The following is a 20,635-nucleotide window of genomic DNA, read 5'->3' as shown; positions in this document are numbered from 1 at the left end:
CGTCCTCTAAATTGGCAGTACGGTTGTGTTATGGATTTATTTTCCCGCGGCCAGCCAGGCCAGACTGGTGTCCAGCATGCGGTTGGCAAAGCCCCATTCGTTATCACACCACATCAGCATTTTAATCAGGTTGGCATCACTGACCCGCGTCTGGGTGCCGTCAATAATGGAAGAATGGGGATCGTGATTAAAGTCTACCGACACCAGCGGCGCTTCGGTGTAATCAAGAATACCTCGCAGTGGTCCGGCGGCGGCGTCTTTCAGTACCCGGTTCACCTCTGCTACTGACGCATGCTTTTCCACAATAATACTCAGATCCATGGCGGTCACGTTAATGGTAGGAACACGCACGGAGATAGCCTCAAACTTGCCGGCAAAATGTGGCAAAATGCGCTCAACCCCTTTAGCCAGCTTGGTATCTACCGGAATAATGGACTGACTCGCTGCACGGGTCCGGCGCAGATCGCTGTGATAAGCGTCAATCACCTGCTGATCGTTCATGGCGGAATGAATGGTGGTGATATTGCCACACTTGATGGTAAATACTCGATGCAGGGTCTCGATCACCGGTACCACGCAGTTGGTAGTGCATGACGCGTTGGAAACAATGGTTTCATCACCGGTCAGCTGCTGATGGTTAACCCCATACACTATGGTGGCATCCACATCGCTGTCGGCCGGGTGGGAAAACAACACCCGCCCCGCTCCCGCGGCCATGTGCAGGCCGGCATCAGCACGGCTTGACAGCACACCGGTGCAATCGAGCACCAGATCTACGCCAAGCTCGCTCCAGGGCAACTTGTTTGCTTCTGGCTCGTGACACAAGCGAATAAGATCGTCACCAATACGCAGATGGTGACCATCCAGCGTTACTTCCTGACCAAAACGACCATGGCTGGAGTCATAACGGGTAAGATGCGCCATGGCTTCAGGTTCAGCCAGCTCGTTAATGGCCACAATTTTCATGTGTTGATCAAGTCCACGCTCATAAAAAGCGCGCAACACACTGCGGCCGATACGGCCGTAACCATTAATGGCGAGTCGAATCATGGCTGTTTGCTTCCTGCTTGGCTCAAGGCTCAGTATTTAAAACAATGCCAAGTCTAACGAGGATTGAAAGCAAGGGGAATGGTGAAGGCAGTGATACAGGCCCGAAAAAGGAAAAACCCCGGCCAGTGGCTGGCCGGGGGAACAAAATTCACACAACTTCCAGATCAGGCTCAGGCTCGGTAACAATCGGAATAACCTCTGCCTGTCCGGCTTGTTGCTGCAACCAGTGCAGCACTCTGGCAGGGTAACAGTCATCCGCCGACCAAATACAGGCGGGCGGGGTCGAGACAGCCTTCATAAGCGGCACACTATCCATGGACTTGTCCTCGCTGATTGAAACCAGACTCAGAATACCGCCGGTCAGTGACGGTTTAATGACACTACCCCATTTCTGCATGAAAGGCCAACCCGTGCGCATCAGGCCGGTATCTGCTCCGCTTTTTCGGCCTCAGGTACAGTCAGCTCTAGCTCCATCTGACCGGCACTGGCCTCGGCAATGGCTTCCTCTTCCAGATCCGGAAACACCTCCTCCATGGGCAAGTCCACAAATTCTTCGTTCCGGGGATCCAGCTCGGTGATCACCCCGGCAGTGTCTACCGGCGTAGCAATATAAGCCGCTTGCTCTTCCACCGGTAATTCAGGAGTACGCCGCTGCCACCACCAGGTGTAAGTACCCAGCAACAGCGCCACACCGGCACAACCGATATAAAGCCCCTGAGGGCCGAGCCAGCTCATCATGGCGGAGCTGAACAGCGGCCCCAGGGAGCTGCCAAGCCCATAACTCAGCAGCAGGGTGGTGCTGGCAGCCACAATATGCTCAGCTTCCATACGGTCATTGGTAATGGCCACCGCCACCGGGTAGATGGAAGCCACCATCCCCATATAGAGAGCTGAGAAACCAATCAGAATGCCCAGATGATAACCACCGGCAATAATCACGCCGGCCGCACTCAGGGCTATCACCAGATTGATGGCCAGCATGATGCGGCCGCGATCCAGCCGGTCACACAAGCGCCCCAAAGGCCAGGCAAACAGAATAAAAGTAAAAATGGACGCAGCCATAAAATAAGACAACTGATCCACCGGCAGCCCAACCTGAATGGCATAAACCGGTGCCATGGCATAAAAACTGCTGATCAGCACACCACTGCACAGGGCCGCCAGCAGGCCTACCGGCGCACTGCGCACTATGGCCTTCAAACTGATACGCTCACTGTGCTCTACCGTAGGTGCTTCCATGCGCGTCAGTGACAGTGGCACCAGAGCGGCGGTCAGCAAAATAGCCCCGAGCGTAAAAGGCACAAAGGCGGCGGGATCGATAAAGCCAATCAGCAGCTGACCGGCGGTGGCCGCCATGTAAGCACAAATTTGGTAAGCGAAAAACAGGGTAGCCCGGTTATCACTGGTAGCCACGGCACTGAACCAGCTTTCAATCACCACAAAACTGCCGGCCACGGCAATGCCGCTCAGCGCACGCAGCAGCGCCCAGATAATAATGCTGTCGGTAAGCGGAAAAATCAGAGTAGAGCTGGCCAACACAGCACTGAACACCGCAAAGGCACGAATATGCCCTACCCGCTTGATCATTCTGGGGCCATACAGTGAACCCAGCACAAAGCCCACCGAATAGCACACCATAATGCTGCCGATAAACGTCGGCTCCACCTGCCTGAGCCCCAGGTTAACGCCCAGCAGGGTCATCACAAAGGTATTCCCCCCCATCAGCAGAAATACACTGAAAATAAGCGACGACAGCGAGATAACCAGACGTCTTATCATGATGGCAACACTCTGAATAAAAAATGAATATTGCTCAGATTGGCAGCAAGCCGCGGAGCTGAACAAGCCTCATTCATTCAAAACCCGCGACAGATCACTGTTCTTGTCTCTTCACCGGAATGAATGCTGAAAGGAGGGCAAAAGGAGCAGGTTCACGACCAGGATGGTATTGGCCGGACGCTACAGGGAGGTACTCGAAACGTGTCGGGAAGCCGGCCGTTTGGCCGACTTTTTCTGCACATACAGGCGACACCGCCTACAAACAAAAACCCCCGGCCTGAGGCCGGGGGTTTTTCGTTAAGCAAAAGCCGGGCTTAACCCTGAGCTTTCAGCTTGCGACGGTAGGCGTGCAGCAGCGGTTCAGTGTAACCACTGGGCTGAGTGGTACCCTCGAACACCAGAGCACAGGCTGCCTGGAAGGCAATGCCGTCAAAGCCGGGAGCCATATTGCGATACAAAGGATCACCGGCGTTCTGCTCGTCTACGATGGCGGCCATGCGCTTCATGGACTCCATGACCTGCTCTTCAGTCAGAATGCCGTGGCGCAGCCAGTTGGCAATGTGCTGAGCAGAAATACGCAGGGTAGCGCGGTCTTCCATCAGGCCCACGTTGTTGATGTCGGGCACCTTGGAGCAGCCCACACCCTGGTCGATCCAGCGAACCACGTAACCCAGAATACCCTGAGCGTTGTTGTCCAGCTCATTCTGGATCTCGTCTGCAGTCAGGGCGTCTTTATCGGCCTGAGTCAGCAGCGGAATGGTCAGCAGATCGTCCAGGCTGGCCGCTTCGCGAGACTTCAGCTCATCCTGACGGGACTTCACGTTCACCTGATGGTAGTGAGTGGCGTGCAATACGGCAGCAGTCGGAGACGGTACCCAGGCAGTGTTGGCACCAGACAGCGGGTGAGCAATTTTCTGCTCCAGCATATCGGCCATATTGTCGGGGATGGCCCACATGCCTTTACCAATCTGAGCCTTGCCCTGCAAGCCAGCCGCCAGACCCACATCGACGTTGTTGTTCTCGTAAGACTGGATCCAGGCCTGCTGCTTCATGTTGCCTTTACGGACAACCGGGCCGGCTTCCATGCTGGTGTGGATTTCATCGCCGGTACGATCCAGGAAGCCGGTGTTGATAAATACAACACGGTCACGGGCTTCATAAATAGCAGACTTCAGGTTGGCGCTGGTACGGCGCTCTTCATCCATGATACCGACTTTCAGCGTGTTCTCCGCCAGACCCAGTACTTTTTCGATGCGGCCGAACAGTTCAACAGCAAAGGCCACTTCTTCAGGACCATGCATCTTGGGCTTAACTATATATACACTGCCGGTACGGGAGTTACGGAACTGGCCGTTGCCCTTGAGGTCGTGAATGGCGATCAGACAGGTTACCAGACCGTCGATGATGCCTTCCGGAACTTCGTTACCGTCTTTGTCCAGAACGGCTTCGTTGGTCATCAGGTGACCCACGTTGCGGACAAACAGCAGGCTGCGGCCGTGCAGAGTAAAGGCTTCACCCTGCGGATTCAGATATTCGCGATCCGGATTCAGGGCACGAATGATTTCTTTATCGCCCTTCTGAATTTTCTGGGTCAGGGTGCCTTTCATCAGGCCCAGCCAGTTGCGGTATACGCCGACTTTGTCTTCGGCATCCACCGCCGCTACGGAATCTTCGCAGTCCATGATGGTGGACAGGGCCGCTTCAACGATCAGATCCTTGATGCCGGCCTTGTCGAGTTTGGCAACCGGGTTGGCAGCATCGAACTGCAGCTCAATGTGCAGACCGTTGTTACGCAGCAGTACCGAAGCAGGTGCAGCAGTGTCACCCTTATAACCGGCGAACTTGTCGGCATCAGCCAGAGTAGTGGTATCACCGTTTTCCAGCGTGATCTGCAGCTGACCATTAACAACGGCATAAGCAGTGGCATCGGCATGGCTGCCGGCAGCCAGGGGAGCGGCCTGATCCAGCAGATTACGACCCCAGGCGATTACCTTCTCGGCACGACGCGGGTTCAGTGACTTGGTTTTTTCAGCGCCATCCGTCTCGGCAATGGCATCGCTGCCATACAGAGCATCATACAGGCTGCCCCAACGGGCGTTGGCGGCGTTCAGGCAATAACGGGCATTATTGACCGGAACCACCAGCTGCGGGCCGGCAAGTGTCGCCAGTTCAGCATCTACGTTGGTGGTGGTAATTTTGTAGTCTTCCACCTCCGGCACCAGATAGCCGATGTCGGTCAGGAATTGTTTGTAGGCCGCGGCATCGTGGGGCTTGCCAGCATTGGCATGATGCCATTCGTCAATCTGCTTCTGCAGTGCATCGCGCTTTTCCAGCAGAGCGCGGTTTTTAGGGGCCAGATCGTTAACAATCTGTTCCATGCCACTCCAGAACGCGGCGGGCTCAACGCCGGTACCGGGAATGATTTCATTAACTACCAGATCATGTAGAACGGTAGCGACTTGCAAAGTGCCGAGGTGAGTACGTTCCGTCATAGTTGCTTCTTCTATTCTAGTTGTCAGTAGTGTTCGACCGATCACTAACCCTAATCGCATGGGAGCGATAGTTTACCTGCGAAGGAGGAAAGAGGCAAAGTCGAATTGTTTTATATAGTCACAGGATCTTCACAATTTGTGAATAAAAGATTATTACCAAAAATTTATTACTTATAATTCAAACATATGGTCAAAGCGCTGGAATTTTAACCTTTGATTCAGGATCCATCAAGGATCGGGGATCAGTTTGGCGCTTTGGTCGCGTCTGCATACAAAAAAACGCGCCGAGGCGCGTTGTTGTAAACCCGTTCTGCTCAGTCCAGCATGCTGTGAATATCTTCATCACTGATGTGGCGCACATCTTTTCCCTTCACGAAATAAATGATGTATTCGCAGATGTGCTGGACTCTGTCTCCTACCCGTTCCAGAGAGCGGGCGCACCAGAGCACATTGAGCACATGAGGAATGGAACGTGGATCTTCCATCATAAAGGTCATCAGCTCGCGAATAATCGACTCGTATTCTCTGTCTACCTTTTCATCTTCCTTGTGCACTTCGATGGCCGCCTCCACATCCATGCGGGCGAAGGCATCAAGCGACTCGTGCAGCATGCGCACGGTACGCCGGCCCATGTTCTCCATGGACACCAGCGGCGGCTGCTTTTTATTGGCATTGTCGAGCAGCATCATGCCGATGCGTTTGGCCACATCACCGATACGCTCCAGATCGGTAATGGTCTTGATAATGGCCAGCACCAGACGAAGATCCGAGGCTGCCGGCTGGCGCTTGGCAATAATGCGGGTGCACTCTTCATCAATCTGCACTTCCAGCGCATTAACCTTGTGATCGTTGGCCACAATCTGCCGGGCTGTGGTCATGTTCTGCTCATGAATGGCAGTAATTGCATCGGTCAGCTGCTGCTCTACCAGCCCGCCCATCACCAGCACCTGATTGAGCACCCCTTCCAGCTCGGTATTAAACTGGCCTGAAATATGTTTATTAAGATTCAGCTTATCCATTGCGGGCTCCTTAGCCATATCGACCGGTAATATAGTCTTCGGTCTTTTTCTTGCTGGGGGTGGTAAACAGGGTGTTGGTATCGGCGTACTCAATCAGTTCCCCCATATACATAAAGGCGGTCTGATCCGACACCCGCGCCGCCTGCTGCATGTTGTGCGTCACAATCACCACAGTGTATTGAGATTTTAGGGTGTTGATCAGCTCTTCAATCACCAGGGTTGAAATAGGGTCCAGCGCCGAGGTGGGCTCATCGAGCAACAGTACTTCCGGCTCGATAGCAATGGCCCGGGCAATCACCAGACGCTGCTGCTGACCGCCGGACAGGCCAAAGGCATTGTCGTGCAGCCGGTCCTTTACTTCATCCCACAGGGCTGCCCCGCGCAGTGAACGCTCCACCGCCTCATCCAGCCGGCGGCGATCATTAATGCCCTGCAGCCGCAGGCCGTAAACCACGTTTTCATAAATGGATTTAGGAAAGGGATTGGGACGCTGAAACACCATGCCAACTTGCCGGCGCAACGCCGCCACATCCACTTCCTTGCCGTAGATATTCTGGTTATGCAGCAGAATTTCACCTTCTATGCGGCAGGTTTCCACCAGATCGTTCATGCGGTTAATACAACGCAGCAGGGTAGACTTGCCACAGCCGGACGGACCGATAAACGCAGTGACCTGCCCTTTGCTGATATTCATGTTGACATCAAACAAGGCCTGCTTGGCACCGTAGAACAGATTAAGCCCGCGCACTTCCAGTGCCGTCTGTTGCAGTGACGGAGCCTCGGTAACAATATCCTGATCCAAAGTGGTCGCCAGGTTAATCATGGTTTGTACCTCTTTCAATGTTGGCAGGCTGAATTACTGATCCAGCGAGCGGAATTTTTCACGCAGATGATTACGAATACCGATGGCGGTCAGGTTAAGCCCCACAATCACGGTGACCAGCAGGAATGAAGTGGCATATACCAGGGGGCGGGCCGCCTCAACATTGGGGCTCTGAAAACCCACATCATAAATATGAAAGCCCAGATGCATGAATTTGCGATCCAGATGCAGATAAGGAAAGTTGCCGTCCACCGGCAGATTGGGTGCCAGCTTAACCACTCCCACCAGCATCAATGGGGCCACTTCCCCCGCCGCCCGTGCAATGGCCAGAATAAGGCCGGTCATGATGGCCGGGCTGGCCATGGGAATAATGATGCGCCAGAGGGTTTCTGCCTTGGTCGCCCCCAGCGCCAGCGAGCCCTGCCGTACCGAGGTGGGTATGCGTGACAACCCCTCTTCGGTAGAGACAATCACCACCGGCAGGGTCAGAATGGCCAGAGTCAGCGCCGACCAGAGCACACCGGGCGAGCCAAAGGTAGGGCTGGGCAGGGCTTCGGGATAAAACAGCTTATCGAGAGAGCCACCCAGCATATACACGAAAAAACCAAGACCAAACACACCGTAAACAATGGATGGCACCCCGGCCAGATTGATCACCGCAATGCGAATAACCCGGGTCAGGCTGTTCTTGCCGGCATACTCATGCAGATAAATAGCGGCCACCACTCCCAGCGGAGTAACAATAATGGCCATCAGGATCACCATGAACACAGTGCCGAAAATGGCCGGAAACACACCACCTTCCGTATTGGCTTCCCGCGGGTCACTGCTCACAAACTTGCCGATGGCAGTAAACCAGTGTCCGGACTGTGCCAGCAGGCTCATGTTGTTAGGCCAGGCCACATCCAGTACTTCGCCAAGCGAAATGGTCACCTCCTGACCACGCATGTCTCGTACTATCACGCTGTCGCGACGGGCCTGTTCACGCAGGGCAAACAGCTCTTTTTCCAGTACACGATAGTCAGCACGCAAGGTTTCTTCCTGAGCACGGATATCGGCCAGCGCATCGTCAGTCAGCTCTCCGTCCAGTTCCAGACCACGCTGTTTCAGCCGCAGCCGCTCAAGCTGATGGTTGATGCTGCCAATATCCCCTTTTTGCAGCGTTTCCATACGTTCGTTCAGCTCATCTACACGAGCAATACGGGATATCAGCTGCTCATGCGTATCACCTGCAACGCTGCTGCCGTTTTCCAGCACCCGTTCAACATAACCATAAAAATTGCCGTTATGAGAACGTTCAATGACCGCCAGGTCTGCCGGTTCGCTACGGGAAATAATGTCAGTTTCCAGGATCCAGCGAAAATCGAGAGGCACGAACTCCCGGTTGCCGGTTTTTACCAGATAACGGGTCAGGCTTTCTTTGGTCACCCCTTCAAGTGCCAGTCCGGCACCACGCAGCTGGGCCACCGGCACCTGTTCACGATCATGAATTTCACCGATCACGGTATAGCGCTCTCCTTCCGGCGTACTCAGCTGCCATTCATAGATGGTATGCGGCCAGAAGTAAGTAAGACCACGCCAGCCAATCATCAATAACAGGCCAAGCACTGCTACCAGGCTGAGGCTGACTGCACCGCCGGTCATCCAGATCCAGGGCGTCCCTGATTTGAACCATTTATTCATCGTATCGCCCCTTACATTGAGCTGTACTTGTCACGCAGCCGCTGACGCACGAACTCCGCAATCGTATTGAACAGGAAGGTAAACACAAACAACACAAAGGCCGCCAGGAACAACACCCGGTAGTGAGAGCTGTTTACTTCCGCTTCCGGCATTTCCACCGCTATATTGGCCGCCAGGGTACGCATGCCGTTAAAAATACTTAAGTCCATCACCGGCGTATTGCCGGTGGCCATCAGTACTATCATGGTTTCCCCTACGGCCCGGCCCAGCCCCATCATGACCGCCGAGAAAATTCCCGGGCTGGCGGTCAGCATGACCACCCGGGTCAGGGTCTGCCATGACGTTGCGCCCAATGCCAGAGAGCCGTTGGTGAGATGCCGGGGCACCGAAAACACGGCGTCTTCAGCAATAGAGAAAATGGTAGGAATAACGGCAAAGCCCATGGCAATGCCCACCACCAGAGAGTTGCGCTGATCAAAGCCCACGCCCAGCTCATTGGTCAGAAAACTGCGGGCATCACCGCCAAACAACAGGTTTTCTACTGCCGGACTGAAAGCAAAACAGGCCCAGCCCACCAGCACCACCACCGGCAGCAACACCAGACTGTGCCAGCCTTCGGGCACGGCATTGCGCAGCCGCTTCGGTAAAAAGCGCCAGCCAAAGGCAGTCAGCAGCATGGCCGCTGGCATCAGCACCAGCACCAGCACCACACCGGGCAGATGCGTTTCAATTAAGGGTGCCAGCCAGAGACCAGCCAGAAAACCGAGAATGACGGTGGGCAGGGCTTCCATGATTTCTACCGTCGGCTTGACCACCTTGCGCAACCCGGGCGACATGAAATAAGCGGTATAAACCGCACCGGCAATGGCGATGGGCACCGCAAACAGCAGCGCATAAAAGGCCGCTTTCAGGGTCCCGAAGGAAATAGGCACCAGACTCAGTTTGGCTTCAAAATCACTGCTGCCGGAGGTGGACTGCCATACATACTGGGGTTCGGGATAGCCTTCATACCAGACTTTGGTCCACAGCGCTTTCCAGGTCACTTCCGGATGCTCATTCTCCACCTCAAAGAAAGCCAGACGATTATTTTGCTCCAGCAACAGCAGATTATTACGCGGAGACAGGGCAAGGGACGAGACGTTTGCACCAGCCAGGGTGTCCGAGAAGAGATGACTGTCACCCGTGGTATGGAAAATATCGATATCACCCCGGGTACTGACAGTCACAAAGCCCTTACGGTTAATTTCATTGGCTATCTGCGCTACCGGTCCTGCGGCTTCAAACTCACGAATGAAGGTAAACTCGCGTTTACCGTCTTTGGCCACTTCAAACCACTGAGACACAACGCCGTTATCATTGCCAACCAGCAAGGAATTGCCGCCGGCCAGCAATATCATGGTGCTGATATTCCCCCCCGGTGCATTCATGGAAATGACAGAACGCAGCCGTACCTGATTGATGTTACGCACATCATATACCGACACTTCATTGCCACTGCGTACAAACATAAAACGCAGATTTGGCGTGACCAGCATCTGATCTACCCGGGCCGGCAAACCGGGAATCGCGACCTGAGTCGGCGTCAGCTCAAGTTCACCGGTGAGAAAGTTTTCCTTGCCGGCAAAGCGGGTCAGCACCATATCACCGCCGGCCACTACGGCTGCAGTCAGCAGATCCTCACCATTGGTCGCAAAGCTCAGCCGCTCAAGCGCCCTGCCCTGTTCGTCTACCTGCAGCGGCACTGCACCAAAAGGCTGAGTGATGCCGGGGGTAATGGTGCGCACATTATCGGGATAGCTGACATCAAATTTGGGTGCCAGCACCCGTATGGTACCGTTATCAAAACCATAGGCCACCATGGGCTTGCCATCGTTGGCCGCGGCCGTGGTGATGTTTCCGGGCACCGACTCGCTGGCCAGCAGCGCCCCGTTTTGCCGCAGGGAATAAAAGTGAATATCGCCGAGGGCCGAAAAAGTAAAGGCCTGCTCGTTCTGCTCCTCCACTCCCAGCAGCAACGGTGCTTTATCTCCGGCAAGGGCAAACTCCCCCGCCGGCGTCACCTTGGCTCCGTTAAAAATCGGTTTTACCACATACAACAAATAGAAAAAGATAAGCAGCAGGGCCACCAGTACAATAATGCCGCCGGCGGTCACGCCCATACGGGCTGCTCTGTCCTTGAGCCAGCGCTTGCGGCTGCCGGTCAGGGCCATGGTTTGAGTCTGGGTTGACATGCAGTCACTCCGTTTGCTTTGCAACTGCACGCATTCTATGGCGATGAAATGACAATTTTGTTACAGAGCACAAAAGCGGGCCGCCAGCCTGTAAAAAAAACCGGTGGCGTGTATCTTGAACAATGAAATGGTTTCATTCATCAAGGAGAGAAGGTATGAAAACCCTGGTCGCCACCCTGATAGGTCCCGATAAAACCGGGCTGGTAAGGCAGCTGGCTGCACTGGTGCGCCGGCACCACGGCAGCTGGCAGAGCAGCGCCATGAGCGAACTGGCCGGCTATTTTGCCGGTATTGTGGAAATACAGGTGCCCGCCGAGCACAGCGAGGCACTGGAACAGGCGCTGCTGTCACTGCCGGACTTTCAGGTCCAGCTGGTGGAAGGGAAAGGGCCTGCCCCCCATGGCCAGCGGTTAAAACTGACCGTCACTGCCAATGACAGGGTCGGTATCATCGACGAGGTCACCGACATCATTAACAGCCTGAATATCAGTGTCAAAACCCTGAAAACAGACAGCCATCCCGCTGCCATTACCGGCATTGCCCTGTTTGAAGCACAAAGTACCCTGACGCTGCCTCACGGTCAGACCCTGGAAGATCTGCAAACCCGGCTGGAAGCCCTGAGTGATGATCTGGTAGTAGATATTGAGCTGATATAACCGTCAGCCGGTCTGCTGGCGGGCGGCTTTTTTTTCGGCCCGCCGGCGCTTGAAAAAAGCACTCAGCTGGGCGGAACACGGCTCAGCCAGTACCCCCGACTGCCAGTCAATGCGATGATTCAGCCCGGGCGTGGCCAGCAGTTGCAGCACTGAATCCACCGCGCCGGTTTTGGCGTCACTGGCACCGTAGACCAGACGCTGAATACGGCTGTGCACCATGGCCCCGGCACACATGATGCAAGGCTCCAGAGTCACATAGAGTGTGCATTCCAGCAGGCGATAATTACCTAAATGTGCGCCAGCCTGACGCAGCGCCATAATCTCGGCATGAGCGGTGGCATCGTGATGGCCGATGGAGCGGTTCCAGCCCTCACCCACACAGTGCCCGTTGTGCACCACCAGGGCCCCTACCGGCACTTCTCCTTCCTGCTCGGCCCGCATTGCCAGCGCCATGGCCCGGCGCATCCAGTATTCATCTTGCTCGTTCATTACCGCCTCCTGAAGGCGGCTATTATGGCAAAAGCCGGCCCGGCTGCAAGCAAAGCAAAAAACAGCCGTAAAAACCGCCAGCACGGACAATAAAGCGACAAACGAACACAAAAGCCTGAAACAGGGCTTGCAGCAAAGCAGGCAGATCTTTATAGTTGCACTCGATTCGGCGTGTAGCGCAGCCTGGTAGCGCACTGTCATGGGGTGTCAGGGGTCGGAGGTTCAAATCCTCTCACGCCGACCAAATCATCCTGAAAAAGCCCACTGCAATGCAGTGGGCTTTTTTGTTGTGTTATGCCTTGTACTCCATCAACAGCACCTGCACCGGCTGGCCATGACGCTCAAGCCGGCGCTGCTCTACTTCAATAAAACCCATGGCCTCAAAAAAAGGCCGGGCATTAATGCTGGCATCACAATACAGACGGCTCAGCCCTCTTGATGCGGCTTCGGCCTTGAGTCGCTGCATCAGGGCACGACCTATGCCTTCCCCCTGCCTGTCATGATGCACATAAAACAAGTCAATACGGCCGTCATCGTCCAGCTCGGCAAAACCAAGCAGCCGCTTTCCTTCCATTGCCACCAAAGGCCGGGTGCGTATAAAACGGCTGACCCAGCGCGGCTCGTCATAATCCTCAGGTGCCCAGACCGCCCGCTCACTTTCACTGTAATCGGCCTGACTGATCCGGTGCACGGTATCGTGGAACAACTGCCAGATACTGCCCGTTTCACCACTGTGGATCGTCCTGATTTCCATAATTGCTCCTGCGTAGATACTGCTTACATGCTTCCTTCTCTATATAGCCACAGTTACTGCCAAGAAAAAAGTGGTCTGGCAGCCAGTTTCTGACGCTTAAGCCGATTTCTTATACTATTGGACTAACAAAGCCCTGTTAATGAACATAAAAAAGCCCCGGACCAGCCGGGGCGCAAACAACAACCATAACGAAACAGTAAAACCTTACAGACCCAGCTTCTTGAGATCCGCTTCTACTACGGCAGCGGGCACAGGCACATAGCCGTCTTTATCAACAATCTGCTGGCCCTGTTTAGACAGCATCAGCTTGACGAACTCGGCTTCCATCGGTCCCAGAGGCTTGTTCGGGTGCTTGTTCACATAAACATACAGAAAGCGTGACAGCGGATAGTCGCCGCTGATGGCGTTATCGGCATTGGCTTCCACATAATCAGCAGAGCCGGCCGGTGCCAGAGGAACGGCACGTACACTGGACGTGCTGTAACCCAGACCGGAATAACCGATGGCATTCAGGGAAGAAGACACTGACTGTACCACGGACGCAGAGCCGGGCTGCTCATTTACGTTGTTCTTGAAATCACCTTTACACAGCGCCTCGTCCTTGAAATAACCGTAGGTGCCGGACACAGAGTTGCGGCCATAAAGCTGAATATCACGGTTGCTCCAGTCACCATCCAGACCGGCCTGACCCCACTGGGTAATTTGCTCGGCCATGCCGCAGGCCAGGGTGCTGGAGAAAATGGCATCCACCTGATCCAGGCTCAGGCCGTCAATCGGATTGTCTTTGTGGACGAACACGGCCAGCGCATCAATGGCCACACGAATGGGCGTGGGCTTGTAACCATGACGCTTTTCAAAGGCTTCAATTTCATTGCTCTTCATGGCGCGGCTCATGGGGCCGAACTGGGAGGTACCCTCGGTGAGGGCCGGCGGCGCGGTAGAAGAGCCGGCTGCCTGAATTTGCACGTTGACGTTAGGATACTGGCGCTTAAATTCTTCCGCCCACAGGGTCATCATATTGGCCAGGGTGTCGGAGCCGACAGAAGACACGTTACCGGATACACCACTGACTTTCTCATAATCCTTCAGCGATTCATCTACGGCAGCAGCAGCTGAGGCAGCGGCCATGGTGAATGTTAAACCCAGTACAGTTGCCAGTTTGTTCAGTTTCATCCTTAATCTCCAGTAAGTTCGGTCTTTCAAGACGCGGCCAGTATGGTTGCCGGCAATGACAATGCTATGAAACCCTGATGACGGTTTTATGACAGGGTGTCAGTTACTCTCTGGCTGCTGTCGGTAACCAGCAGCCGGGCAGGCAAGACAAAGCTGAAACAACTGCCTTTACCGGCGCGGCTGCTGATTTCAAGATGGCTGTCATGGTGGCTGAGTGCATGTTTCACGATGGCAAGCCCGAGCCCGGAGCCGCCGGTCTGACGACTGCGGGCCTTGTCAACCCGGTAGAAACGCTCGGTCAGGCGGGCAATGTGCTCCGGGGCTATGCCCTCGCCGTTGTCGGTCACGGCAAAACGGCCGGCCTCTCCTGCCCGCTTCCATTCCACCACAATATGGCTGCCTGCCGGTGTGTGACGCACGGCGTTATACACCAGATTGGAGACGGCGCTGCGCAACTGCTCCGGCTCACCTCGCACCTTGAGACCGGGTTCGACATCAAAGCTGAAGGTATGTTGTCTCTCGCCGCTCAGAGCCACGGCTTCCTGCTCCAGCATATGCAGCATGGCCGGCATATCCACTACCTTGCTGAAGTCGGGCTGAGTGGCAGCTTCATAGCGGGTCAGGGTCATCAGCTGATTGACCAGGGCGTCCATGCGCTGGGTCTGCTCCAGTAACACCCCTTGTGTTTTCTGCCAGCGCTGCGCAGAAGGCAGCTCTTCCAGCATTTCCAGGTAGCCTTTTAATACCGTCAGCGGCGTGCGCAACTCATGGGACACGTTGGCTACAAAGGACTTGCGCACCTGCTCCAGACTGCGCAACCGGGTCACGTCCCGCACCACCAGCAGCGCCTGATCATCGGTATAAGGCATGATGCGGCATTCCAGCAGCCGCTCTTCACTGAGGGGAGAAGGCATTTCCAGCGGCTCACGAAAGTCTGCCCGCTTCAGGTAAGCAATAAATACCGGCATGCGAATCAGGTTGCCGATATGCTGGCCGGCATCGTCGGGCCAGCGAAATCCCAGCAGCTGCTGAGCCAGCTTGTTACACCAGATAATACTGCCATCGCGGCGAATCACCACGGCAGCATCGGGCAGGGCCTCGGCACCTTCCCGAAACCGGCGCACCAGTCGTGCCAGCTCACGCCGCCGGGCTCGCTGGCGCTGCTGTAACCGGTAAATACCGTTAAAGATTCCTTCCCAGCTGCCCTTTCCTTCCGGTGGGGTCAGGCTACGATCCTGCCACAGCCATATCGATAAGCGACGCTGGGAACGGTAGTGCAAAAACAGCTGTATGATGGTGCTAGCCAGCAGACCGGCCGCCAGGTTGCCCGCCAGCAAGCCGGCAAAGCCCAGCACGGAATAAAACAGCGCCCAGCGCCACCAGCGGCTTTGGCCGGATGTTTGTTGCTGCATAAAGCCTCAGAGGCGAACGGAAAAACGGTAGCCGGCACCCCGTACCGTCTGAATCAGCTGGTCATGGCCACCGGCAGAAATGGCCTTGCGCAGCCGGCGAATATGCACATCCACGGTACGGTCTTCCACAAATACATTGGTGCCCCAGACGTTATTGAGCAGTTGTTCGCGGCTGTAAACCCGCTCCGGATGCGTCATAAAGAAGTGCAACAGTTTGAATTCGGTCGGCCCCATCTCAAGTTGCTGGCTGTCAGTACTGACGCGATGGCTCAGCGGATCCAGCCGCAGTCCCTGCACTTCAATCACATCTTCCACCGAGGTCGGTGCCACCCGGCGCAATACTGCCTTCAGGCGGGAAGTGAGTTCTTTGGGTGAAAACGGCTTGGTAATGTAATCATCGGCACCCACATCCAGGCCCTTGATTTTGTCTTCTTCTTCAGCCCGGGCGGTCAGCATGATCACCGGGATCTGACGGGTCAGCTCGTCTTGCTTCAGATGTTTGATAAGCTGAATACCACTGCCACCGGGCAGCATCCAGTCGAGCAGAATAAGCTCAGGATAAGGCTCTTTAATCAGCTCCAGAGCCTGGTTGTAGTCTTCGGCTTCCTGCGTTGCAAATCCTTTTTCTTCCAGCACGAAACACAACATTTCACGAATGGGTGCTTCATCCTCAACCACCAGTATTTTCCGTGTCATTTTCCCTTGCCTCTTGAGATGGGTCTTTTGGATGGAACCCATTATTGGAAGCAAGTATGACATTTTTATGAAACCATGACGCAAAGGTTTCATTTATAAGGCGGTATTAAAGCCCATGCACAGCTGTGGCTGGCCTGTGCCCGGATCCGTGCTTTCATCAGTAACGGTAAAACCGTGCTGACGATAGAAGTTCACTGCGATATCGTTTTCACAATATACGTTTAAGATCAGCTGCTTGCGCCGGCGTTTGGCGGTGGCCATCAGGGCCCGGCCAATGCCTTTTTGCTGGCAGTCCGGACGAACAAACAGCGCCGCCAGATAATTATCTGCCAGCGCAATAAACCCCTGTATATACCCTTCCCGCTCGCACACCCACACTTCTGCCGAGGGCAGATAGCGGGCCCGCATCTGTTCCTGCTGCTGCCACCAGTAGGCGGCAGGCACAAAATCGTGAGCCTGCAAGGATGCCAGCAACCAGACATCCAGGATGGCATCGGTATCTTCCGGCCTGGCCTGTCGTATCATTCCCTTTCCTCCGCCCCCGCTGATAACGTCATTGTATGGAGTCGCAGCCGGCCGGCGCGCGAATTTGTTCACCTCTGTGAGCAGGGTCCGCATTTATCATTCGGTAATGAACCACTGATCACAAAGTCGGATTACAGTACAATGCCTGTTTTTCGGCTCATGACCGAGGACGCCATGTGGTTTAAGAATCTGCAAGTTTACCGTTTTACCCGCCCCTTTGAACTCAGCCTCGAGGAGCTGGAAACCCAGCTGGAGAGCATGACTTTCAGCCCTTGCGGCAGCCAGGAACAAGCCAAGTTTGGCTGGATTTCCCCGCTGGGCAAGCAGGGCCAGGCCCTGACCCACAGCGCCGGCAATCAGATTTTGCTCTGTGCCAAAAAAGAAGAAAAAATGCTGCCGGGCTCTGTGGTCAATGATGAAGTCGCTGAAAAAGTGGAGTCTCTGGAAGCGGAACAGGGCCGGGCCCTGAAGAAAAAAGAAAAAGATGCCATCAAGGAAGAAGTGATTGTCAGCCTGCTGCCCCGCGCCTTCAGCCGCTTTCAGCAAACCTGGGCCTGGATTAACCCTGATGACGGCTTTATTGCCGTAGATGCCAGCTCCGCCAAGCGTGCCGAAGATCTGCTGGCGCTGCTGCGCAAGTGTATCGGCAGCCTGCCGGTGGTGCCTCTGGCCATGACCACGCCTCCGGAGCTGACCCTGACCGACTGGCTTAAAGAAGGTGCCGCTCCCGCCGGCTTTGCGCTGGAAGATGAAGCCGAACTGCGCTCGGCACTGGAGCACGGTGGTATTATTCGCGCCAAGCAGCAGGATTTGCTGAGCGATGAAATGAAAGCCCACCTCGACGCCGACAAACTGGTGACCAAGCTGGCGCTGAACTGGAGCGAGACCATCAGCTTTATTATCGGCGATGACATGAGCATCAAGCGGCTCAAGTTTTCCGAAGAGCTGCGCGAGCAGAACGATGACGTAACCAGCGAAGATGCCGCTGCCCGCTTTGACGCCGACTTTGCCCTGGTCACCGGCGAACTGTCCCGTTTTATTCCCGAGCTGATTGACGCCATGGGGGGGGAAGAAAGCCGTTAATCGGACTCAGCTACAGCCCGCCGCCAGACACCTCTTTTTGCCCCCCAAACGTGGGCCTGCAACATACAGATTCCGCGCTCAGTCCCTGAGCTCCAGCCATAAAAAAGCCCCGCTCGCTGGCGGGGCCTTGAATATCTGCTGCAAACCGGACTTAGTTGGCCAGGGATTCGGGCAGATGCTCGCGAATGGTGGACAGCATGCTTTTCAGTACCTTGGGATTGGCACAGACCACGTTGCCGCTGCGGTCAAAGTTGTGGCCACCTACAAAGTCGGTCACGATGGCACCGGCTTCCCGGGCGATCAGACTGCCGGCGGCGGTGTCCCAGGGCTTGAGGCCCAGCTCCCAGTAACCGTCTACCCGGCCGGCGGCCACATAAACCAGATCCAGGCTGGCGGCACCGGCACGGCGAATGTCGGCACACTGCAGGAACATGCCCTTGAACATGGCCAGATAGGCATCAGTCTGGTGCTTTTGTTTGAACGGAAAACCGGTGGCCAGCACGGTATTGGTCAGATCTTTGGCCTTGCCGGTGCGAATGCGGTAGCCGTTAAGCTGAGCGCCGGATCCGCGGCTGGCGGTAAAGAGTTCATCACGAATGGGATCGTAAACAACCGCCTGCTCGGTGCGGCCTTTTACGCGCAGGGCGATGGAAACGGCAAAATGAGGAATGCCTTTCATGAAGTTGGTCGTGCCATCAAGGGGGTCGATAATCCACTGATAATCCGGGTTGCTGCCCGTCAGCTCACCGCACTCTTCACCAATAATGGTGTGCTCGGGGTAAGACTTGCGAATGGTGTTTATTACGGCACTTTCCGCGTCAAGATCGACATTGGTAACGAAATCATTCTGGCCCTTTTGACGAGTTTCCAGATTGTCCGGATTGGCAAAACCCTTGACGATAACCTGACCGGCGTTACGCGCAGCGCGTACCGCAATATTCAGCATCGGATGCATATGAGAAGACCCACTTGATGTTAAAGAACAAAATTCGAGCGCGAATTATACCAGCGTGCCCATGGCAGGCAAGGATTAATATGAATGGCTGTTAAACCGTCTGCGAGCAGTAACAAGGGCACAGGCAGCACCTTGGCCTGGTCTGTGCCGGGAGTATAAAGACGCGACCACTATGCCTGATGATGCAGCACCACAAATTTGTCCCAGAGCTGCTCTTCGGTTTCCTGATGTTCCGGATCGTTAATAATGCAGTCGATGGGACAAACACTGATGCAGGTGGGCTTGTCGTAATGGCCCACACACTCGGTGCACAGGTCCGGGTCTATCTCGTAGATCTCCGGACCGTAATAAATGGCACCGTTCGGGCACTCCGGCTCGCACATGTCGCAGTTGATGCAGTTGTCCTTAATTAACAGCGCCATCAGCCTGCTTCACATGAGGGTTGCGGGTGTCCTGCTGTTCACCCAGGTTGCGCATCAGAATGCCGTAGGTCACATCAATGTCGGCGTCGATGGGAATATACATGACATGGCCGTTACCCGGGGCCACGTCCACCTGCTCGCCCTTGCGGTTTTTCATTTGCTCCAGGGTAAAGGTGATGTTGCCCTTCGGCGTCATCAGCTCCAGGCTGTTGCCCACCAGGAACTTGTTTTTCACTTCCACTTCTACCCAGTCGCCGTCGCGCTTGGTGATCTCGCCCACAAACTGCTGGCTGGTGGACACAGAGTAGCCGTAGTCGTAGTTCTGGTAGTCGCCGTGAGCATGACGCTTCAAAAAGCCTTCGGTATAGCCGCGATGCGCCAGGTTTTCCAGGGTGCTCATCAGAGTGGTATCAAAGGGCTTGCCGGCCACCGCATCGTCAATAGCCTTGCGGTACACCTGAGCGGTGCGGGCCACGTAATAGAAGGACTTGGTACGGCCTTCAATTTTCAGTGAATGCACACCCATACTGGTCAGGCGCTCCACATACTGCACCGCGCGCAGATCCTTGGAGTTCATGATGTAGGTGCCGTGCTCGTCTTCATAGGCGGCCATATACTCGCCCGGACGGTTGCCTTCTTCCAGCAGCACCGGCTCGTCATGGGGCTTGCCGGCACCCAGAGTGGGGCTGATGTCGCTTTCTACCGGCTGCACCAGAATCGGCTCCTGCTTGTGCACTATCTGGCCGGCGTCGTCTTCCTTGGCCTCATGCACTTTGTATTCCCAGCGGCAGGCGTTGGTGCAGGTACCCTGGTTGGGATCGCGCTTGTTGATATAGCCCGACAGCAGGCAGCGTCCGGAATAGGCCATACACAAAGCGCCGTGCACAAACACTTCCAGCTCTATGGTGGGACAGTGGCTGCGAATTTCTTCAATCTCTTCCAGCGACAGCTCCCGGGACAAAATCACCCGCTCAATGCCGTAATCCTGCCAGAACTTGACCGAGGCCCAGTTAACGGCGTTGGCCTGCACCGACAGGTGAATGGGCATGTCGGGAAAATGCTCACGCACCAGCATGATAAGACCCGGATCGGACATGATCAGCGCATCGGGGCCCATGTCGACCACGGGTTTCATGTCGCGCAGAAAGGTTTTCAGCTTGGCGTTGTGAGGCTGAATATTGACCACCACATAGAACTTTTTGCCCAGCGCATGGGCTTCGTTAATGCCTATCTGCAGGTTTTCGTGGTTGAATTCGTTGTTGCGCACCCGCAGGGAGTAGCGGGGCTGGCCCGCATATACGGCATCGGCACCATAGGCAAAGGCATAGCGCATGTTCTTGAGCGAGCCGGCGGGAGAAAGTAATTCGGGTACAAACATAAGGTTCTCGTCTGA

At 55.2% G+C, this 20,635-nt stretch carries 19 protein-coding genes and 1 tRNA gene; 3 read left to right on the top strand and 17 right to left on the bottom strand.

What is annotated here, in order from left to right; genetic code table 11:
- Positions 1–36: 36 nt before the first annotated feature.
- The 8 genes from epd to R0I78_RS10115 form a co-directional block, all read right to left on the bottom strand.
- Positions 37–1,050, bottom strand: a complete 1,014-nt coding sequence (gene epd / locus R0I78_RS10150; protein WP_019934234.1) for an erythrose-4-phosphate dehydrogenase — start codon at positions 1,048–1,050, stop codon at positions 37–39.
- Positions 1,051–1,198: 148 nt separating this feature from the next.
- Positions 1,199–1,447, bottom strand: a complete 249-nt coding sequence (locus tag R0I78_RS10145; protein WP_156816457.1) for a hypothetical protein — start codon at positions 1,445–1,447, stop codon at positions 1,199–1,201.
- Positions 1,448–1,467: 20 nt separating this feature from the next.
- Positions 1,468–2,829 (bottom strand): MFS transporter, encoded by a 1,362-nt coding sequence (locus R0I78_RS10140; RefSeq protein WP_317075232.1) that lies wholly within the window; start codon positions 2,827–2,829, stop codon positions 1,468–1,470.
- Positions 2,830–3,143: 314 nt separating this feature from the next.
- Positions 3,144–5,321, bottom strand: a complete 2,178-nt coding sequence (locus R0I78_RS10135; protein WP_317075231.1) for a malate synthase G — start codon at positions 5,319–5,321, stop codon at positions 3,144–3,146.
- A gap of 314 nt (positions 5,322–5,635) precedes the next feature.
- A complete protein-coding gene (phoU, locus tag R0I78_RS10130; protein WP_317075230.1) occupies positions 5,636–6,340 on the bottom strand; it encodes a phosphate signaling complex protein PhoU in 705 nt (234 codons plus the stop codon).
- Positions 6,341–6,350: 10 nt separating this feature from the next.
- Positions 6,351–7,163, bottom strand: coding sequence for a phosphate ABC transporter ATP-binding protein PstB (gene pstB / locus R0I78_RS10125; RefSeq protein ID WP_019934239.1), 813 nt, complete (start codon positions 7,161–7,163; stop codon positions 6,351–6,353).
- A gap of 33 nt (positions 7,164–7,196) precedes the next feature.
- The gene (gene pstA / locus R0I78_RS10120; RefSeq protein WP_026344728.1) at positions 7,197–8,846 is read right to left on the bottom strand and encodes a phosphate ABC transporter permease PstA; all 1,650 of its coding nucleotides are present in this window, start codon (positions 8,844–8,846) and stop codon (positions 7,197–7,199) included.
- 11 nt (positions 8,847–8,857) lie between these two features.
- Complete coding sequence (locus R0I78_RS10115) at positions 8,858–11,077, bottom strand: ABC transporter permease subunit (RefSeq protein WP_317075229.1); 2,220 nt, start codon at positions 11,075–11,077, stop codon at positions 8,858–8,860.
- A gap of 155 nt (positions 11,078–11,232) precedes the next feature.
- Here R0I78_RS10115 and R0I78_RS10110 point away from each other — a divergent pair, with 155 nt between their 5' ends.
- On the top strand, positions 11,233–11,733 hold the full coding sequence (locus R0I78_RS10110) for a glycine cleavage system protein R (protein WP_019934242.1): 501 nt from the start codon (positions 11,233–11,235) through the stop codon (positions 11,731–11,733).
- 3 nt (positions 11,734–11,736) lie between these two features.
- Here the strand turns inward: R0I78_RS10110 and tadA are convergent, their stop codons facing one another.
- On the bottom strand, positions 11,737–12,222 hold the full coding sequence (tadA, locus tag R0I78_RS10105; protein ID WP_019934243.1) for a tRNA adenosine(34) deaminase TadA: 486 nt from the start codon (positions 12,220–12,222) through the stop codon (positions 11,737–11,739).
- A 167-nt stretch (positions 12,223–12,389) separates the two neighbouring features.
- Between tadA and R0I78_RS10100 the strand changes: the two genes are divergently transcribed.
- Positions 12,390–12,466 (top strand) — tRNA-Pro (locus R0I78_RS10100).
- A 48-nt stretch (positions 12,467–12,514) separates the two neighbouring features.
- Here the strand turns inward: R0I78_RS10100 and R0I78_RS10095 are convergent.
- From R0I78_RS10095 to R0I78_RS10075, 5 genes are all read right to left on the bottom strand, one after another.
- The gene (locus R0I78_RS10095; protein WP_019934244.1) at positions 12,515–12,976 is read right to left on the bottom strand and encodes a GNAT family N-acetyltransferase; all 462 of its coding nucleotides are present in this window, start codon (positions 12,974–12,976) and stop codon (positions 12,515–12,517) included.
- Positions 12,977–13,180: 204 nt separating this feature from the next.
- The gene (locus R0I78_RS10090) at positions 13,181–14,149 is read right to left on the bottom strand and encodes a PstS family phosphate ABC transporter substrate-binding protein (protein WP_019934245.1); all 969 of its coding nucleotides are present in this window, start codon (positions 14,147–14,149) and stop codon (positions 13,181–13,183) included.
- 86 nt (positions 14,150–14,235) lie between these two features.
- Positions 14,236–15,561 carry a phosphate regulon sensor histidine kinase PhoR gene (gene phoR / locus R0I78_RS10085; protein ID WP_317075228.1) on the bottom strand — a complete coding sequence of 442 codons (1,326 nt, stop codon included), beginning with the start codon at positions 15,559–15,561 and terminating at the stop codon, positions 14,236–14,238.
- 6 nt (positions 15,562–15,567) lie between these two features.
- Positions 15,568–16,257 carry a phosphate regulon transcriptional regulator PhoB gene (phoB, locus tag R0I78_RS10080; RefSeq protein ID WP_019934247.1) on the bottom strand — a complete coding sequence of 230 codons (690 nt, stop codon included), beginning with the start codon at positions 16,255–16,257 and terminating at the stop codon, positions 15,568–15,570.
- A 93-nt stretch (positions 16,258–16,350) separates the two neighbouring features.
- Entirely contained in the window at positions 16,351–16,782 is a 432-nt protein-coding gene (locus tag R0I78_RS10075) for an N-acetyltransferase (RefSeq protein ID WP_317075227.1), read from the bottom strand.
- A gap of 174 nt (positions 16,783–16,956) precedes the next feature.
- On the opposite strand from R0I78_RS10075, the gene rdgC reads away from it, so the two are divergent.
- Positions 16,957–17,865 (top strand): recombination-associated protein RdgC, encoded by a 909-nt coding sequence (gene rdgC, locus R0I78_RS10070; protein ID WP_317075226.1) that lies wholly within the window; start codon positions 16,957–16,959, stop codon positions 17,863–17,865.
- A gap of 151 nt (positions 17,866–18,016) precedes the next feature.
- On the opposite strand, the gene suhB is transcribed toward rdgC, so the two are convergent.
- The 3 genes from suhB to yegQ form a co-directional block, all read right to left on the bottom strand.
- Positions 18,017–18,820: an inositol-1-monophosphatase gene (gene suhB / locus R0I78_RS10065; protein ID WP_026344730.1), complete on the bottom strand. Its 804-nt coding sequence runs from the start codon at positions 18,818–18,820 to the stop codon at positions 18,017–18,019.
- Positions 18,821–18,990: 170 nt separating this feature from the next.
- Complete coding sequence (locus tag R0I78_RS10060; RefSeq protein ID WP_019934251.1) at positions 18,991–19,242, bottom strand: YfhL family 4Fe-4S dicluster ferredoxin; 252 nt, start codon at positions 19,240–19,242, stop codon at positions 18,991–18,993.
- On the bottom strand, positions 19,226–20,620 hold the full coding sequence (gene yegQ / locus R0I78_RS10055) for a tRNA 5-hydroxyuridine modification protein YegQ (protein WP_019934252.1): 1,395 nt from the start codon (positions 20,618–20,620) through the stop codon (positions 19,226–19,228). The genes R0I78_RS10060 and yegQ overlap by 17 nt, the downstream gene beginning before the upstream one ends.
- Between the last annotated feature and the right edge of the window lie 15 nt (positions 20,621–20,635).

This window comes from Oceanimonas sp. CAM02 (assembly GCF_032842915.1).
Taxonomy (GTDB): Bacteria; Pseudomonadota; Gammaproteobacteria; order Enterobacterales; family Aeromonadaceae; genus Oceanimonas; species Oceanimonas smirnovii.
The sequence above is the reverse complement of the archived record's forward strand: the minus strand, read 5'-3'. Positions and strand labels throughout refer to the sequence as shown.

Bases quoted from the DNA above. Each gene is read 5' to 3' on its own strand.
- R0I78_RS10110 (WP_019934242.1), top strand. From the start codon at position 11,233: ATGAAAACCCTGGTCGCCACCCTGATAGGTCCCGATAAAACCGGGCTG.
- R0I78_RS10145 (WP_156816457.1), bottom strand. From the start codon at position 1,447: ATGCAGAAATGGGGTAGTGTCATTAAACCGTCACTGACCGGCGGTATT.
- suhB (WP_026344730.1), bottom strand. From the start codon at position 18,820: ATGCATCCGATGCTGAATATTGCGGTACGCGCTGCGCGTAACGCCGGT.
- phoR (WP_317075228.1), bottom strand. From the start codon at position 15,561: ATGCAGCAACAAACATCCGGCCAAAGCCGCTGGTGGCGCTGGGCGCTG.
- rdgC (WP_317075226.1), top strand. From the start codon at position 16,957: ATGTGGTTTAAGAATCTGCAAGTTTACCGTTTTACCCGCCCCTTTGAA.
- pstA (WP_026344728.1), bottom strand. From the start codon at position 8,846: ATGAATAAATGGTTCAAATCAGGGACGCCCTGGATCTGGATGACCGGC.
- phoU (WP_317075230.1), bottom strand. From the start codon at position 6,340: ATGGATAAGCTGAATCTTAATAAACATATTTCAGGCCAGTTTAATACC.
- pstB (WP_019934239.1), bottom strand. From the start codon at position 7,163: ATGATTAACCTGGCGACCACTTTGGATCAGGATATTGTTACCGAGGCT.
- R0I78_RS10140 (WP_317075232.1), bottom strand. From the start codon at position 2,829: ATGATAAGACGTCTGGTTATCTCGCTGTCGTCGCTTATTTTCAGTGTA.
- R0I78_RS10095 (WP_019934244.1), bottom strand. From the start codon at position 12,976: ATGGAAATCAGGACGATCCACAGTGGTGAAACGGGCAGTATCTGGCAG.
- R0I78_RS10115 (WP_317075229.1), bottom strand. From the start codon at position 11,077: ATGTCAACCCAGACTCAAACCATGGCCCTGACCGGCAGCCGCAAGCGC.
- R0I78_RS10090 (WP_019934245.1), bottom strand. From the start codon at position 14,149: ATGAAACTGAACAAACTGGCAACTGTACTGGGTTTAACATTCACCATG.
- epd (WP_019934234.1), bottom strand. From the start codon at position 1,050: ATGATTCGACTCGCCATTAATGGTTACGGCCGTATCGGCCGCAGTGTG.
- yegQ (WP_019934252.1), bottom strand. From the start codon at position 20,620: ATGTTTGTACCCGAATTACTTTCTCCCGCCGGCTCGCTCAAGAACATG.
- R0I78_RS10075 (WP_317075227.1), bottom strand. From the start codon at position 16,782: ATGATACGACAGGCCAGGCCGGAAGATACCGATGCCATCCTGGATGTC.
- tadA (WP_019934243.1), bottom strand. From the start codon at position 12,222: ATGAACGAGCAAGATGAATACTGGATGCGCCGGGCCATGGCGCTGGCA.
- R0I78_RS10060 (WP_019934251.1), bottom strand. From the start codon at position 19,242: ATGGCGCTGTTAATTAAGGACAACTGCATCAACTGCGACATGTGCGAG.
- phoB (WP_019934247.1), bottom strand. From the start codon at position 16,257: ATGACACGGAAAATACTGGTGGTTGAGGATGAAGCACCCATTCGTGAA.
- R0I78_RS10135 (WP_317075231.1), bottom strand. From the start codon at position 5,321: ATGACGGAACGTACTCACCTCGGCACTTTGCAAGTCGCTACCGTTCTA.